Source organism: Desulfuromonas versatilis, from assembly GCF_019704135.1.
Lineage (GTDB): Bacteria > Desulfobacterota > Desulfuromonadia > Desulfuromonadales > NIT-T3 > Desulfuromonas_A > Desulfuromonas_A versatilis.
This window is the reverse complement of the sequence record NZ_AP024355.1, coordinates 3,136,326-3,151,513: the sequence shown is the minus strand read 5'-3', so window position 1 is coordinate 3,151,513 and position 15,188 is coordinate 3,136,326. Positions and strand designations below refer to the sequence as shown.

The 15,188-nt window shown below is 62.8% G+C and carries 13 protein-coding genes; 7 read left to right on the top strand and 6 right to left on the bottom strand.

Annotation, left to right across the window (positions count from 1 at the left end; translation table 11 throughout):
- Positions 1-213 precede the first annotated feature (213 nt).
- The 6 genes from DESUT3_RS14180 to DESUT3_RS14155 all read right to left on the bottom strand — a co-directional run bounded on the left by DESUT3_RS14180 (position 214) and on the right by DESUT3_RS14155 (position 6,478).
- Positions 214-1,299 carry a KamA family radical SAM protein gene (locus DESUT3_RS14180; protein ID WP_221249134.1) on the bottom strand — a complete coding sequence of 362 codons (1,086 nt, stop codon included), beginning with the start codon at positions 1,297-1,299 and terminating at the stop codon, positions 214-216.
- A 4-nt stretch (positions 1,300-1,303) separates the two neighbouring features.
- Positions 1,304-1,786 carry a GNAT family N-acetyltransferase gene (locus tag DESUT3_RS14175; protein WP_221249133.1) on the bottom strand — a complete coding sequence of 161 codons (483 nt, stop codon included), beginning with the start codon at positions 1,784-1,786 and terminating at the stop codon, positions 1,304-1,306.
- On the bottom strand, positions 1,773-2,789 hold the full coding sequence (locus tag DESUT3_RS14170) for a D-alanine--D-alanine ligase family protein (protein ID WP_221249132.1): 1,017 nt from the start codon (positions 2,787-2,789) through the stop codon (positions 1,773-1,775). The genes DESUT3_RS14175 and DESUT3_RS14170 overlap by 14 nt, the downstream gene beginning before the upstream one ends.
- On the bottom strand, positions 2,767-3,846 hold the full coding sequence (locus DESUT3_RS14165) for a D-alanine--D-alanine ligase family protein (RefSeq protein WP_221249131.1): 1,080 nt from the start codon (positions 3,844-3,846) through the stop codon (positions 2,767-2,769). The genes DESUT3_RS14170 and DESUT3_RS14165 overlap by 23 nt, the downstream gene beginning before the upstream one ends.
- 364 nt (positions 3,847-4,210) lie before the next feature.
- On the bottom strand, positions 4,211-5,956 hold the full coding sequence (locus tag DESUT3_RS14160; protein WP_221249130.1) for a histone deacetylase family protein: 1,746 nt from the start codon (positions 5,954-5,956) through the stop codon (positions 4,211-4,213).
- 201 nt (positions 5,957-6,157) lie between these two features.
- Complete coding sequence (locus DESUT3_RS14155) at positions 6,158-6,478, bottom strand: cytochrome c3 family protein (protein ID WP_221249129.1); 321 nt, start codon at positions 6,476-6,478, stop codon at positions 6,158-6,160.
- 263 nt (positions 6,479-6,741) lie between these two features.
- Here DESUT3_RS14155 and DESUT3_RS14150 point away from each other — a divergent pair, with 263 nt between their 5' ends.
- From DESUT3_RS14150 to DESUT3_RS14120, 7 genes are all read left to right on the top strand, one after another.
- The gene (locus tag DESUT3_RS14150) at positions 6,742-7,719 is read left to right on the top strand and encodes a helix-turn-helix domain-containing protein (RefSeq protein ID WP_221249128.1); all 978 of its coding nucleotides are present in this window, start codon (positions 6,742-6,744) and stop codon (positions 7,717-7,719) included.
- A gap of 21 nt (positions 7,720-7,740) precedes the next feature.
- The gene (locus DESUT3_RS14145) at positions 7,741-9,282 is read left to right on the top strand and encodes a sensor histidine kinase (protein WP_221249127.1); all 1,542 of its coding nucleotides are present in this window, start codon (positions 7,741-7,743) and stop codon (positions 9,280-9,282) included.
- Positions 9,283-9,315: 33 nt separating this feature from the next.
- Positions 9,316-10,284 carry a polyprenyl synthetase family protein gene (locus DESUT3_RS14140; RefSeq protein ID WP_221249126.1) on the top strand — a complete coding sequence of 323 codons (969 nt, stop codon included), beginning with the start codon at positions 9,316-9,318 and terminating at the stop codon, positions 10,282-10,284.
- A 221-nt stretch (positions 10,285-10,505) separates the two neighbouring features.
- Entirely contained in the window at positions 10,506-10,742 is a 237-nt protein-coding gene (locus tag DESUT3_RS14135; protein ID WP_221249125.1) for a hypothetical protein, read from the top strand.
- Between the two features lie 70 nt (positions 10,743-10,812).
- Positions 10,813-12,750 (top strand): HAMP domain-containing protein, encoded by a 1,938-nt coding sequence (locus tag DESUT3_RS14130; protein WP_221249124.1) that lies wholly within the window; start codon positions 10,813-10,815, stop codon positions 12,748-12,750.
- Positions 12,650-13,318, top strand: a complete 669-nt coding sequence (locus DESUT3_RS14125) for a sensor histidine kinase (RefSeq protein ID WP_221249123.1) — start codon at positions 12,650-12,652, stop codon at positions 13,316-13,318. Before DESUT3_RS14130 ends, DESUT3_RS14125 begins: the two co-directional genes overlap by 101 nt.
- Positions 13,319-13,540: 222 nt before the next feature.
- The gene (locus tag DESUT3_RS14120; RefSeq protein WP_221249122.1) at positions 13,541-14,926 is read left to right on the top strand and encodes a sigma-54-dependent transcriptional regulator; all 1,386 of its coding nucleotides are present in this window, start codon (positions 13,541-13,543) and stop codon (positions 14,924-14,926) included.
- Positions 14,927-15,188 lie beyond the last annotated feature (262 nt).

Below are 15,188 nucleotides of genomic sequence, written 5' to 3'. Positions count from 1 at the left end.
AGTTTGGATCAAAAGGGCGCCCCCGTTGAACCCGCCTGCTGACGCAGGTCCCCTCCGCTGCGCAGATGTTTCGGGGCCCGGCAAAAACTCGCTGCGCTCAGACATTTGCCGGTCTTTTTCCCGAAACCTCCACTCCGCTCTGGCGAGTTCAAAGGGGGAAGCTGGGGACAAACTGAAAACCCCGGGGGCCGCTTTCGGCCCCCGGGGTTTTTTTCAGTCGCGGTCGTTGACGGCGCTGCGCCGTTCGGTTTCGACGGGGCGGGCGGCGTTGAGGTAGGTGTAGCTCTCGCCGAGGTAGTTCTTCAGCACCACCTGCTCGCCGAGGCTCTGCAGGTAGTCCGGGAGGAGCGGGATCTTGCCGCCGCCGCCGGGGGCGTCGATGACGAAGGCCGGCACCCCCATCCCCGAGGTGTGGCCGCGCAGGGCGCGGATGATTTCGATCCCCTCCTCGACACTGGTGCGGAAGTGGTCGGTCCCCTGGACCATGTCGGCCTGGTAAATGTAGTAGGGCTTGACGCGGATGGAGAGCAGCTTCTGCATCAGCCGCTTCATCACCGCCGGGTCGTCGTTGACCCCGCGCAGCAGCACCGACTGGTTGCCCAGGGGTATGCCGGCGTCGGCCAGCCGGCCGCAGGCCTTGGCCGAGGTCTCGGTGATCTCGTCCGGGTGGTTGAAGTGGGTGTTGAGAAACAGCGGGTGGAACTTGCGCAGCATCCGCACCAGGGCCGGGGTGATGCGCTGGGGCAGCACCACCGGCACGCGGGTGCCGATGCGGATGATCTCCACGCTGGGGATGGCGCGCAGCCCCTTGAGAATCCACTCCAGGCGCTCGTCGGAGAGCAGCAACGGGTCGCCGCCGGAGAGGATTACGTCGCGGATCTCCGGCTTGCTGCGGATGTAGTCGAGGCCGCGCTCGATGGTCTCGCGGGTGATGACCATGTTCTCGCCGCCCACCTTGCGCTTGCGGGTGCAGAAGCGGCAGTACATGGCGCACTCGGAGCAGACCAGGAACAGCACCCGGTCGGGGTAGCGGTGCACCAGGTTGGGGACCGGGCTCTGGTTCTCCTCCTCGAGGGGGTCGGCCGGGCAGACGCTGTCCTGCAGTTCCTCCTCGGACGGGACGGCCTGGCGCCAGATCGGGTCGCCGACCTGCTTGATCAGGCCGAGATAGTAAGGGTTGACGCGCATGGGGTAGGCCTCGGCCACCTGCTCGAGGGGACGCGGGTCGACGCCGAAGCGGCGGGTGAGATCTCCGGGACGGGTGATGCTTTCCTGCAGAAGTTTTTGCCAGGTTTCCATCGACTCAGTTCTCCTTTTGAACTGAAAAGCGTTTGACGTAGGTGATGCGGTCGTCCCCCGTCTTGTAGAAGTCGCGGATGCGCGATTCTTCCACATAGCCGGCCCGATCGTAGAACTTGCGGGTCTTCTCGTACCCTCCCTGGGAGGAAGTCTCCAGGCAGATCATGCGCCCGCCCAGGCGGCGGACCTCGTTTTCGACGTGGTGCATCAGTTGCTGGCCGAAGCCCTTGCCCTGCACCGCAGGGTCGGTGGCGATCCAGTAGAGGTCGTAGTTCCCCTGGGTCAGCGGCACCGGGCCGTAGAGGACGTAGCCGACCACCTTCCCGGCGTCCTCGGCCACGGCGACGACGTAGTCCTGCTGCCCGGGGTCGTCGAGGACGATGTTGAGCAGTTCCACCGCGCAGTCCACCTCCACGTCGGTGAAGGCGCCGGTGGCTTCGAGGATGCGGGTGAGTTGCGGCAGGTCGCTGCGGTTAAGGCTTCGCATGGGCGGCTTCCTTGCGTTTGATGGCCATGGTCAGGATGCGCTCGATGAACTTGGGGTAGGTCAGGCCCGCCGCCCGTGCTGAACGGGCGATCCCCGCTCCGGGCGAGATGTCGGGGTTGGCGTTGACCTCGAGGATGTAGGGGATGCCGTCGCGCAGGCGGATGTCGACCCGGGCGTAATCGCGGGTTTCGAGGATCTTGCAGGCACGCAGCGAGACGTCGCGCACCAGCAGCTCTTCCTTGGCCTTGAGCGGGGCGGGGCAGACCGGTTCGGTGTGGGCGTACTCCTGGGAGTCCTCCAGCCATTTGCCGTCATAGCTGACGATGGCGTGTTTCAGCCCGGGGTTGAAGCGGATCTCGGAAAGCGGCAGCACCTCGAAAGGGGTCGGGCCGAGCACCGAGGCGTTGAACTCGCGCCCCTCGATGAACTCCTCGACCAGTGCGCCCTGGCGGTAGGTGGCGTGGATATACTCCACCCGTTTTTTCAGGTCGCGCTCATTGCCGACGATGCTCTCGCCGGTAATCCCCAGCGAGGCGTCCTCGAAGCGCGGCTTGACGATGAGCGGGTAGGCCAGATCCCGGGTTTTGGGGTATTGCTCGCCCATCTTGACCAGGATGTACTTGGGCGTGGGGAGGCTGTGCCGCATCAACAGGTCTTTGGTGCGGGCCTTGTCCTGGGTCAGCCCGAGACAAAGCGGGGTCCCCCCGGTGTAGGCGTAGCCGAGCAGCTCGAAGAGGGCGGCGACGTGCATCTCCTTGCGGCTGTCGCCCCAGAAGCCTTCGCAGAGGTTGAACACCACCTGGGGCTCGGCCTTGCGCAGGTCGTCCACCAGCTTGCCCACGTCGTTGCCGGCCGCCACCAGGCTGGCGCTGTGGCCGAGCTCGCGCAGAGCCTTGCGCACCGCCTTGGCCTCGGCCTCGGCTCCCTCCTCGGAGATGCGGTCGCCGGCTTCGCCCTTGTAGAGTTTGGGGGGGACTTTGTTAAAGCATACGGCGACGTTCATCGATACCCCCCTGGCGCAGATTGTGACGCTCGCAGGCGGCATCGGCCACTGCGAGGATCATCTGGTCGTAGGAAAGCCCGGCGGCCCGCGCCGCCTTGGGGAAGCAGCTGTTCTGCTCCGGGCGCGGCAAAATGCCGGGGAGGGGATTGAGTTCGATGATGTTGGGGCGGCCGGTGGCATCGAGACGCACATCGATGCGGGTCCAGTCGCGGCAGCCCAGGGCGTTGAAGGCCCGCTTGCAGATGTCCTCGATCTGTTTCTGCAGCAGCGGTTCGAGCTTGGCCGGGCAGGTGAAGATCTCCAGCGGATTCTCCTCCTGGTCCCAGATCCATTTGGCTTCGTAGGAATAGATGGGATTGACCCCCTCGGGGAGGGTGTGCAGGTTGATCTCCACGGTCGGCAGCGCCCGCAGGGACTCGCCGTTGCCGAGCATGGCGACGGTGAACTCGCGGCCGGGGAGGAACTCCTCGACGATCGCCGGCTGGCGGTAGGTGTCGAGCACCCACTCCACCTGGCGCACCAAGGCGCGGCGGTCGGCGACCAGGGCCTTGTCGGTGACCCCCTTGCTGGAGCCCTCGAGGGTCGGCTTGACCATCAGGGGATAGCGCAGCCGGGCGGGGATCTCGGCCAGCGAGCCGACCACCGCGAAGCGCGGGGTGGGGATGCGGTAATAGGCCAGGATCTCCTTGGCGCGACGCTTGTCGAGGCACATGCCGAGGGTCACCGGATCGCTGCCGGTGTAGGGGATGCCGAGCATATCGAGCATGGCCGGAATCTGCGCCTCGCGGCTGTTGCCCAGCAGACCCTCGGCGATATTGAAGACGAGGTCGGGGCGCAGGTCGCGGAAGGTGGCGAAGGCGTCGAGATCGGCGTTTACCAGGGAAACCTGGTGACGGCTGGCGAGGGCCGATTCCACAGCCTTGATGGTGTGGATATCGTCCCACTCGGCGTACAGGTCGTCGGAATGGGCGGCGGATCCGGAAGGAGGTTCCGAGGGAGGCTGGTCGTCCTCCTGAACGGACTCCTCCCGCAGATTGAAGGCGAGAGCAATGTGCATTTTGAACCCCTTTAAAAGCCTTGTTGGAACAAATGGTCTCTCCGGTTGAGAGCAACGGCGCATTCGGTAGGTCCGGGTAGCCTGGCGGCTGGGGGCTATAAAAAGGGGTCGCTTTTTATGCTTGGGTCGTCTGCTGCGTTCCCGGACCGGAATGTCGCGCGTCTGAATGAGCGTATACTCCCCTTTGAAATTATTGTCAACGGGAAAAAAAGTGGTCGAAAAACCCCATTCGGTTCAAGTACTTGTACATCAATATGAGAGAATTGCAAGGTCGCGGAAAAATATTTTCCGAATTTATCCCGGGCGGGGTCCCAAAGGCTGCCCCGGAGCCGAAAACAGCTCCGGGGCAGCGGGCGGGCGGGGCTCAGGGCGAGGTGATTTTTCCCGACCAGAGGCCGGTCAGGAAATGGCGGGCGTTGATGCCGAGAACCGTGTTCTTGTACCCCCCCTCCTGGACCACCAGGGTGGGCAGCGGCAGTGCGCCGATGCGCTTGCCGAGATCGTTGAAGTCCCTGGCCGAGAGACTCCAGGTCCCGGTCGGATCGCCCTTGGCCGTATCCAGTCCCAGGCAGATGATCAGGTAGCGGGGCCGGTAGTCGCTGATTTTTTTCAGGGCCCGGTCGAGGGTCTTCAGGTAGGTGGCGGTGTCCAACTGCTCGGGCAGGGGATAGTTGCGGTTGAAGCCCAGCCCTTCTCCCTCGCCCGTTTCATCCTCGAAACCGCTGAAATAGGGGTAGGCGAACTTGGGATGGCCGTGAATGGAGACCGTGAGCACGTCGCTGCGCTGGTAGAAGATCACCTGCTGGCCGTTGCCGTGGTGGTAGTCGACGTCGAGGATGGCCACCTTGCCGTAGCCGCTCAGGTAGTGGGCGGCTGCCGCGGCGTTGTTGAAATAGCAGAAGCCGCCGAAGGAGCGGTATTCGGCATGGTGGCCGGGGGGCCGAACCAGGGCGTAGGCCAGGCGATACCCTTCAAGTAGCCGGTCGGCGCAGGTCAGGGCGCAGTCCACCCCGCGCCGCGCCGCGTTCCAGGCATTCTGGTTCAAGGGGGTGAAGGTGTCGATGCAGTAGTAGCCGGCCCGCACCGCCATTTCCTTGGGGCGTCGTGCCGCGTTGCGGATGGGGAATACGTAGGGGTAAACCGACTTGCCCGGTTCGAGGGTTTTGCAGACCCGCCGGAAGTACTCGATATATTCGGGGTCGTGGACTGCGCGGATATGCTTTTCCGGGTATTCGCCCACCTCCACCCGTTCGAAGATGGGCAGTTTTTCGATCTCCCTGAGAATCGAGCGGATCCGCACCGGTGACTCGACGTAGCCGCGCTCGCGTACGTGGTGGATGTCGTGGCGGTCGTTCACCGCCAGGGCGATCCGCCGGAAGCGCCCAGTCGCCGCAGGCACCTCGGCCGGTTCCTCCTTCTTGAGATAGCGGGGCGGACGGGTGCGGATGGGATCCTCTCGGAACGATGCCACCACCATGTCGATGTACTCTTTGGGGCAGAGATGGCCATAGCGCCGCTCGAGGATCGCCCGGACGATGGCCTGGGCCTTGGCCGGCCGCAGGGGCGCTTGCTGGCCGAGATTGTCGAACACGAGGTAGGGCGGGTTGTCGTCATCGGGTTTGACCGGGGTTTCGTAGGCGGTGCTGATGATCGGGAAGGCACCGTATTTTTCATAGAACTTGAGACGGGCCCGGTTTTGCTTGAGGATTTCCGCATCGGGGCACAGGGCCGGGTCGTCCGGCAGGCATTCGAAGAAAATTCCGACCACCCCAAGAAACAGGGCCTCTTCGCGAAGATGCTCGTACAGGGCGCCGCCGATACCGCCGCCGGTGACGCGGGGGGCGGCGGAAATGTAGTCGAGATAGCAGAACTTGAGATTGGGTTCGTGGGAGAGCAGGGCGAAACCCTGAACCGCCCCTTTCTGCTCCTCGGCGATGTACAGGATGGACCGGAAGCGGTGTTTGAGCGGGTTGCGCAGGAGATCGGGGATCTTTTCGATGTCGGCGGCGGCCAGCATCGGGAACTGTTCCTTGAGGATCAACTGCACCTGGGCCACGGCGTCACGATTGGCCGGCAGAGCGTCGTCGAAGATTCGGCGGATTCTGAACATGGTCGGTCCTCGGCTGCAAGAGAAAGGGTGCTGTAATATTGTACAACAGCCCTCATTTATACACCCGGCCGCGAATTTTGCCAGCGAAATAGGCTATGGGGCAGGGGACGGCAAGATAGGGGGAGGTGGGCCGATTCCGGAAGACCAAAAGGGGCCGCGATCGCGGCCCCTTTTGGTCTTAACAAGTATGTTCGGAAAATCTTACTTCTTGTGGCACTCGTTGCACTTGGTGGGGCCGTTCTGGTCTTTGTGGCAGCCCTTGCAAGCCTTGTGGCCGACATCCTTCATCGAGGGGGCGGCGGCGTCGACACCGTGGCACTTGCGGCAGGCGCCAGCTTCGACACCGGCGTGGTGGCAGGTGGCGCAGTCGGCAACCTTGCCGGTGTGGAGGGTGTGGTTGAAGGTGACGGCACCGTTTTTGGCCTCGAACTTGGCTTCAGCAGGGGGCTCGGCGGCAAAAGCGATCAGGGTGCCAGCGGCAAGGAAACCAGCGGTGAGCAGTACGGCGATCAGACGTTTCATGTTCTTTACCTCCCAAGATTTGATGGTTGGGCGTTGTTGCCCGAAACAGTTGCGCTAACCCTAAACGACTTTCTGTGAAATTTCATCAGACATCTGTAGTCTTGAGACCCGATGTCGATAAAACAATTAGTCATTTCGAGTATTTGAAACGATCAATGTCGGGTTGGTGGAGGTCTCATGTCGGGTCGAAATTTGCGGTTTACTCGTCCCGGGCGAGTTTGCTACACTGCAGGGATACATCAATCCCGAAGTCGGAAACGACCATGGAAAACGAGCTTTCGCCGACGGTCAGCCTGGACGGAAATGCCGTCCGTCGGATACGTGAAGAAAAAAAGCTGACCCAGTTATATGTCGCCAAGGTTGTCGGGGTGACCACCGATACCATTTCCCGATGGGAGAACAACCGTACCCCATCGGTCAAGCGCGACAATATCCTGCGCCTCGCCGAGGCGCTCGAGGTCGACATCGCCGAGATTCTCGAACCGGCACCCGCTGAGGAGCCCGAGGGGGCGGCGGAACCGCCGGCCCCGGGGCGCCGGCGCCGATTGTCTCTGCCACTGCTGCTCTTCGTGGCCGGCGCCCTGGCCGTTCTGTTGTTTGCCCTGCCGGACGACCCCCAGGTGGTTGAGGTCGAATTTCCCGCCGAACGCTGGCTTTCCAGCTTTGCCGCCCCCGGCAGCGTGATCCCGGTTCAGGTGAAGTTGGGTCCCGAGGCCCAGGAGCATGGTTTTATCCTCAGGGAGCATTTCCCCCCCGGCTGGGTTCTGATCGAGGCCTTTCCGCCGGCCTCGAGCCTGGATAACGAGACCGGTACCGCCCGTTGGATCGTCAAGCCCTCCAAGGCCCCGCCGCGGATTTCCTACCTGGTCAAGGTACCCCCGGAGACCCCCTTGGAGTCCGAAGCGCTGTTCAGCGGCGAGGTGGTTGCCAAGGCCGGCAGCGACGCGCCTTTTCCCGTTTCCGGAATATCCAGGGTGGAGGTCCAGCCCTATCTGTGGGCGGACGTCGACGGCGACGGCAGGGTGGATGACGGCGAGATGCTGCAGGCTTCGGTGATCGTCGAAGAGATGGCCGGGGTGCATCTCGACTGGTCCGGACTGGAGAAAATCTGGGACGCCGGCAGCTACCGCTGGGAAAAAGATCAGCACAGTTTCGTGCCGGTCCGGCAACCGGTCGAGGAACCCGCTTCCGAGCCGGTTGCCGAAGAACCCAAACCGGCCTGGCCTGATGAGCCTCGGTAGCCAATTGCGGTTTTTCCCCCGATGCGGATTACCCTAGGAAAAAAACTCTTTTTTTTTACCAGCTGCCTTCTGGTCGCGGTGCTGCTGTCGACTTTTCTGGTCCTGGCCAGAAACCAGGCGCGTCTGTGGGAGGATTATCTGCGCAGCCAGAGCCTGGCCTTCGCCCGCCTGGCGACTCCCGAACTGCTGAAAACCTTTCGCGGCGTGTTCCCTCCCCAAAACCAGGCCAACCTCAGGCAGGTTCTTGATTTTCTCGGCCTCAACCGGGACCTGATCCGTTTCTCCCTGCTGGCGCCGACCGGGCGCAGCCTGTTCGATTCCCCCGATCTGCCAGGCTTTGATGATTTTCCCCCGCTGGACACGGAAGAGCATTCCCTCTCCCGGCGACTGCAACAGGGCGAGCCCACGGTCCAGACCCTGACCCTGTCCGATGGCCGTCGGGTGCTCGATGTTCTCTCCCCCGCCTTCGGTCCCACCGGTGAACATATCCTTTCGGTGCGTTACCTGGTCTCCTACGCCTCGGTCGACGCGCGACTGGGCGAAGTGCGAAATGACTTTCTGCGCATCGCCCTGCTCTCCATCTGCGGTTCGCTGCTGCTTGCCGCCCTGGTGGCCAGGCGGGTGACCCGCCCGCTCAGCGAACTCACCGAGGGGGCGAGGGCGGTCGCCAGGGGGGAGTTGGAGACCCGCATCAACAACCTGCGGGGGGACGAGATCGGGACCCTGGCCGGGGCGTTTAACGAGATGGCGGCCAGTCTGCTCGAGGGCCGCACCCAGCTCACCGAGAAGAACCGCGCCCTGTCCGCAGCCAACTCCGAGCTGCGGCAGATGCAGGAAAACCTGGTGCGCACCGAGCGCCTCGCCGCCATTGGTCAGCTGGCCGCTGGGGTCTCCCATGAAATCGACAACCCGGTAGGCATCATCCTGGGCTACGCCGAGCTTCTGCTGGAGGAGATGGCCGAGGGGGACAGCCGCAGGGCCGATGTCCAGGCGATCATCGAGGAGTGCCGGCGTTGCCGACGCATCACCGGCGGCCTGCTGGGTTTCGCTCGCACCTCCCCCGGACGTTGGGAACCGGTGGCGCTCAATGCCATGATCTCCCAGACCATCGCCTCGCTGAAGCCCCAGAAGCTGTTCAAGGGGATCGAGGTCACTTTTGCTCCCGGGCCGGATTGGGGGGGCTCGCTGATGGGGGACGCGGACCAGTTGCGCCAGGTGCTGGTCAACCTGATGTTGAATGCCGCCCAGGCGACGGGGGATGCCGGGACCCTGGCCGTGGAGGTGCGGAGGCAGGAGGCGTGGGCCGTGATCGAGATCTGCGACAGTGGCCCGGGGGTCCCCCTGGAGCTGCGCGAGCGGATCTTCGAACCGTTTTTTTCCACCAAGGCCAAGGGGGAGGGGACCGGCCTGGGGCTATCGGTCTGCCGTCGGCTGGTGGAGGAACACGGCGGCAAGCTTTCCGTGGGCGACGCCCCGGGCGGCGGGGCCAGGTTCCGGCTGGAATTGCCCCTTGCGGGAGAGGAAAAATGTTTTGACAAGGGTCCGATCAATTCTTTAGGATAGGTGAAATTTTCCGACGAGGACGGCAGATATCCGATGCAAAACGCCCTTTCTCTGCTACAAGACGACCTGGCAAAGGTAGAAACCCAGTTCAAGAAGGACCTCGATTCCGAGGTCGTGCTGATCCGTAAGGTCGGAGAGTATGTTCTGGCCAGCGGCGGCAAGCGGGTTCGGCCGATGCTGCTGCTGCTCTGCGCGCGGTTGAGCGGCTATCGGGGCGATTACCACATCGGCCTGGCCAGCGTCGTGGAATTCATCCATACCGCCACCCTGCTTCACGATGACGTCGTGGACAATGCGGTGTTGCGCCGCGGCAATGCTTCGGCCAACTCCGTATGGGGCAACGAGGCCTCGGTCCTGGTCGGGGACTACCTGTTCGCCAAGTCCTTCTCCATCATGGTAGGCGGGGGCAGTCTCGCCGTGCTCAAAGCCCTTTCGGAGGCCACCACCATGATGGCCGAGGGCGAGGTGCTGCAGTTGATCAGCACCTGCGACCTCGACATGGACGAAGAGCGCTACATGACCGTGGTGCGCACCAAGACGGCGGTGCTCATGGCTGCCGCCTGCCAGTGCGGAGGCATTCTCGGAGAGGTTTCAGGGGCCCAGCAGCAGAACCTGCGGGAGTTCGGGATGGACTTGGGCATTGCCTTCCAGTTCATGGACGATGCCCTCGATTATGTCGCAGATCAGTCGGAATTCGGCAAGGCCAAGGGGCATGACCTGGAGGAGGGGAAGATGACCCTGCCGCTCATCCATGCACTGCGCCAGTGCACTATGACCGAGCGCGAGGCCGTTGCGGAAATCGTCGAACTCGAGGAGCTTACCGACGAGGCCCTGGCCACCGTCATCAGCCTGATCGAAAGGTACGACGGTATCGAATATACCCGTCGGCGTGCGTTGGAACTGGTGGAGCGGGCCAAGGGGCACCTGTCCGGCTTCCCCGATGGCGCCGAAAAGCGGGCGCTGTTCGAAATCGCCGACTATGTGGTCAGCCGCCGCAAATAAAGGCCCCCTTCGGTTATTTAACTTACCCGGCAAACGCCAAATCGCCCCCCGTCGACTCGACGGGGGGCGATTTTTTTTGCGGAAAGGGGACAGATTGCCGCTATTTCCCGGCCGGCTCGTTCACGCAGGGGATTGGCCCGGGTTTTGCTCATGACAGCAACCGATAAGGCAAAAAATTAATCCGACCCCTTGAGGGGGCGTTCCCGGTTTCTGGAGGGGGAATGTTCGGCGAAACCCTGGTACATACCTGCCTGATTCATATCGAGGGCCGTGACTACGAAGTGGCGGTGTTCAGCCGGCCCGGTGGCACCCACCTGGCCAAGACCGTCTTTGCACCCTGGGACGTGATCATCAACGATGGCCCGTCCCTGGAAGCCGCCCTGGCCAAACACCGGCAGATACTCCCGCTTGCCGTCGGCTCGCGGCGCGTGCTGCGTCAGTTTCAAGGCGAGTACTGACCTTCGCTCCCCGTGGGAAACCCTCCCTTAGTGCTTCTCTTCGCCTGCCCAACCCTGTTATAATCCCCCCATGTTTCGCCTCAACCTCCACAAGAAGGTACTGTACGCTTTTTGGGCCCTGTCGCTGGTCCCCCTGGCGCTGCTGGCCCTTAATTCGAATCACAGCCTCAGGGCGGTGGAATCCCTGCTGCGGGAGAATGCCGCCGACGCCCTCGATTCGCAGGCCGCCCTGGCGCTGGAACTGCGGGCCGAAACGGTAGCCCGCCAGGTCTCCGATCTGCTCAATGCGGCGGAAGAGGACCTGAGGGACCTTGCGCTGCTGCCCGTCGACCCCGGGGTCTATGCCAGGTTCAGCGACAACCACCGCAAGGAGATCTGGCACCGGGGCGGCACCAATGCCGCGCCCACCGAGATCCGCGAATTGATTCCCCTCTACAGCGAACTGACCTTCATCGGGCCCGAGGGTCGCGAACGCCTGCGTCTGGTGGAGGGAGCGCTCGCCCCGACCTCCCGGGACGTTTCCGATCCCGCCAACACCACCTATCGCAGCGAAACCTATTTTCTGGAGGCGCGGCAACTGCCGCCGGGAGAGGTTTACGTCTCCCACGTGACCGGCTGGCATGTGAACCGCGAAGAGCAGCTGCAGGGCGCTCCGACGCCCGAAGCCGCCGTCGAAGGGACCCGCTACACGGGGGTGCTGCGCTTCGCCATGCCGGTGCATGCGGCCAACGGCGAACTGCAGGGAGTGGTTGTTCTTTCATTGGACCACCGTCACCTGATGGAATTCACCCAGCACATCATCCCCACCGAGGAGCGCTACGTCGTTTTCCCTTCCTACGACAGCGGCAACTACGCCTTCATGTTCGACAACGAGGGGTGGATCATCACCCACCCCAAGTACTGGGACATCCGCGGCCTCGATCGTTCTGGGCGCCTGGTCCCACCCTACCGGGCCGACTCCAGCCCCGAGGATGTCCGGCAGGGGAACATCCCCTACAACCTGCTGCACGCCGCCTTTGTCCATGCCAATTATCCGGTCGCCGCCCAGGCCGTGTTCGCCGGCCGCTCGGGGGTGGTCGACGTGACCAACGTGGGCGGCTCGCGCAAGATCATGGCCTATGCGCCCATCTTCTACACAGGGGGGCAATACGGGGGCAAGGGGGTTTTCGGGGGTATCACCATCGGCGCCGAACTGCAGATCTTCCATAAACCGGCCATGGAGACCTCGACGCTGATCCGCAAGGAGTTCACCCGCTTCGTCAGTGAAACCTGGCTGCTCATTTCCGCCACCGGGCTGCTGGTCTTCGTGGTCGCCTACCTGCTCTCGCGGGGGATCGCCGAACCCCTGAACCAGCTGATCGAGGGGACCAAGGAGATGGCCCGCGGCAACCTCTCCACCAAGCTGCTGGTCACCTCCCACGACGAGGTCGGGCAGTTGACCGATTCCTTCAACGCCATGGCCGCCGAACTCAACTCGCGCCGGAGCAAGCTGGTCAAGACCTTGGAAGCGCTGCGCCGCTCCCGGCGTGAGATCCTTCGCGAGCGCAATTTCAAGCAGACCATCGTCGAGCATATCGAGACCGGCATCCTCACCTTCGACGGGCAAGGGCGGGTGACCTCCGCCAATGGGCCTGCCTGCCGCATTCTCAAGCTCGACAGTCCCCCGATGCCGGCTCCCACCCGCAGGTTGCTCGCCGCCTGGCCCGAAGTCCTTGCCACTCTGGAGGATGCCGGCGACAGGCCCGGGACCGGGACCTGGAGTCGCTACGTCTACCTGGAGCGGGAAGGGAAGAATCTCACCTTTCGTCTGGCGCTGCTGCCCCTGGCCCAGCGCGGCGGGGGGGGGGCACATCCTCACTGTCGAGGACCTGACCGAGCGCGTCAACCTGCGCCGGCACATGGAGCGCATGGAGCGGCTCGCTTCACTGGGCAGGCTCTCGGCGGGGATCGCTCACGAGGTGCGCAATCCCCTGACCGGGGTCAGCCTGCTGCTGGACGAACTGCATGACCGTCTGCTCAGCCAACCCACCGACCAGGCCCTGATTCGCAGGGCCCTCGGAGAGATCGAGCGCCTCGAGGAACTGGTCGGCGAATTGCTGAATTTTGCCGCCCATCCCCAGGTGACCCTGGAGCCGGGGGCGATCGGCGAGGTTCTGCGGGACACCCTGTTCCTGGTCAAGAAACAGTGCCAGAGGGCCGGGGTGGCGGTGGTGGAGGAGGTCGGGGAGAACCTGCCCGGCCTGCTGCTCGATGCCCGCAAGCTCAAACAGGCCTTTCTCAACCTGTTCACCAATGCCCTGGATGCCATGCCGCAGGGCGGGACCCTGCGCGTCTCCGCCGATTGCCTCGAACGCCAGCTGCGGGTGATCATCAGCGATTCCGGCGAGGGGATGCCTGCAGAGCGCATTCCCCTGATCTTCGAGCCTTTCTACACCAGCAAGGGCGAGGGGACCGGCCTGGGGCTGGCGATCACCCACAACATCGTCTCCGAACACGGCGGACGCATCGAAGTCGAAAGCCGTTTGGATCATGGGAGCACCTTCACCTTGCTGTTTCCCCTGCCCGGATCGGCCTGAAGGCAATCCTTCCTGTCTTAGTTTCCTGCTTTAATTCATTGAAATAAAAAACAAAAATGTCGGTGGCGAAAATTCACCGCTTTTTTGTTGCCTTTGCTGGGAGTGGGGGATTAATATATCGCCTGGATGGGATCCCCAGGCGGCGGGTGGCAGATTATTCGGCTATGGTGCGTCGTTTTAGGGCTTGTCCGAATCTCCGACAGGGATCTAGAAGGAGTCTGCATGGAAAAAATCCTGATTGTCGACGATGAAGCTTTCATCCGGGAAAACCTGGAAAGGATACTGGCCGAAGACGGTTACCACCCCTTCTCCGCCGAAAATGGCGACCAGGCGGTCAAGCTGGTGGGGGAGGAGGAGATCGACCTGGTCCTGCTCGATCTGAACCTCGGCAACCAGAGCGGCCTGGACGTGTTGCGCGCCATGCGCGAGATCGATCCCGAGCTGCTGGTGATCATCATCACCGGCTACGGGACGGTGGAGAGCGCCGTGGAGGCACTCAAGATGGGGGCCTACGACTACATCAAAAAGCCTTTCAAGGCCGACGCCATCCACCTGATCGTCAGGCTCGCCCTGGAGACCCAGAACCTGCGGCGGGAGGTTCGCCAGCTGCGTCGCGGCGGCAAGGAGAAAGAGCTCATCGGCTCCACCGACATGATCGGCAGCAGCCCGCAGCTGCTGCAGGTTTACCGGCAGATCCGCGAGGTCGCCAAGCACGAGACGGCCACGGTGCTGATCACCGGCGAGAGCGGTGTCGGCAAGGAACTGGTGGCCAGGGGCATCCACAACCTCTCGCCGCGCAAGGAGCGCCCGTTCGTTGAGATCAACTGCGGCTCGCTCCCCTTCAACCTGCTCGAAACCGAGCTCTTCGGCCACGAGCGCGGCGCCTTTACGGACGCCAAGACCCGCAAGATCGGCCTCTTCGAGGAGTCCAACGGCGGCACCATTTTCCTCGATGAAATCGGCGAAATGGACATGAATCTCCAGGTCAAGCTGCTGAGGGTCCTGGAAGACCGCCGGATCCGCCGCCTGGGCGGCACGCGCAACATCGACATTGACGTGCGGGTGATCGCTGCGACCAACCGCAACCTCAAAGAGGCCATCGACGAGAAGGTTTTCCGCGAGGACCTCTATTATCGGCTGAACGTCTTCCCCATCCATATCCCGCCCCTGCGGGAGCGGCGCGAGGACATCCCGCAGCTGCTCGACTATTTTCTCAAGCGTTTCAGCCGGGAGTTCAACAAGCGTATTCGCGAGGTCTCCCGTGACGCTCTCGATCTGCTGATGCGCTACCACTGGCCGGGCAATGTCCGGGAGCTGCGCAACGTGGTGGAGCGCATCTGCATCATGTACAACGTCGAGACCATCAGGCCCAACAACCTCCCCAGTGAAATCTGGGGCGAAGCCCCCCGCAAGGAGGCCCCCTTCTCGTACGAAATTCCGCCCGAGGGAATCATGCTCGAGGATATGATCGGCCAGATCGAAAAGGAGCTGATCGGCAAAGCCATCGCCATCACCGGCGGGAACGTGGCCAAAACCGCGCGGCTTCTCAACGTCCCGCGCGGCACCTTGCGCTACAAGCTGGAGAAGTACGAGATCGAAGGCGATTAACGGCCGCTGGCCGAATTTGATCAGTCGGGGTAAATCTGTGTAATTTCAATAGCTTGAAAATTTTGCAGAAATGAAGAGCGGCCGATTTCGGTCGCTTTTCTTTTTCCGGGGGAGCGGACCTTTGGGCGGATTGTGGAACATCATTCTGAAATATGCGAAACGGTATTTTGCGCAAGATGCTGTAAACAAGATGGTTTTCTCTTTTCCCCGAATGGATTTTTCGAAGTCCTCTTCAGGTTGGCATTGGGGTTGCTGATGTGGC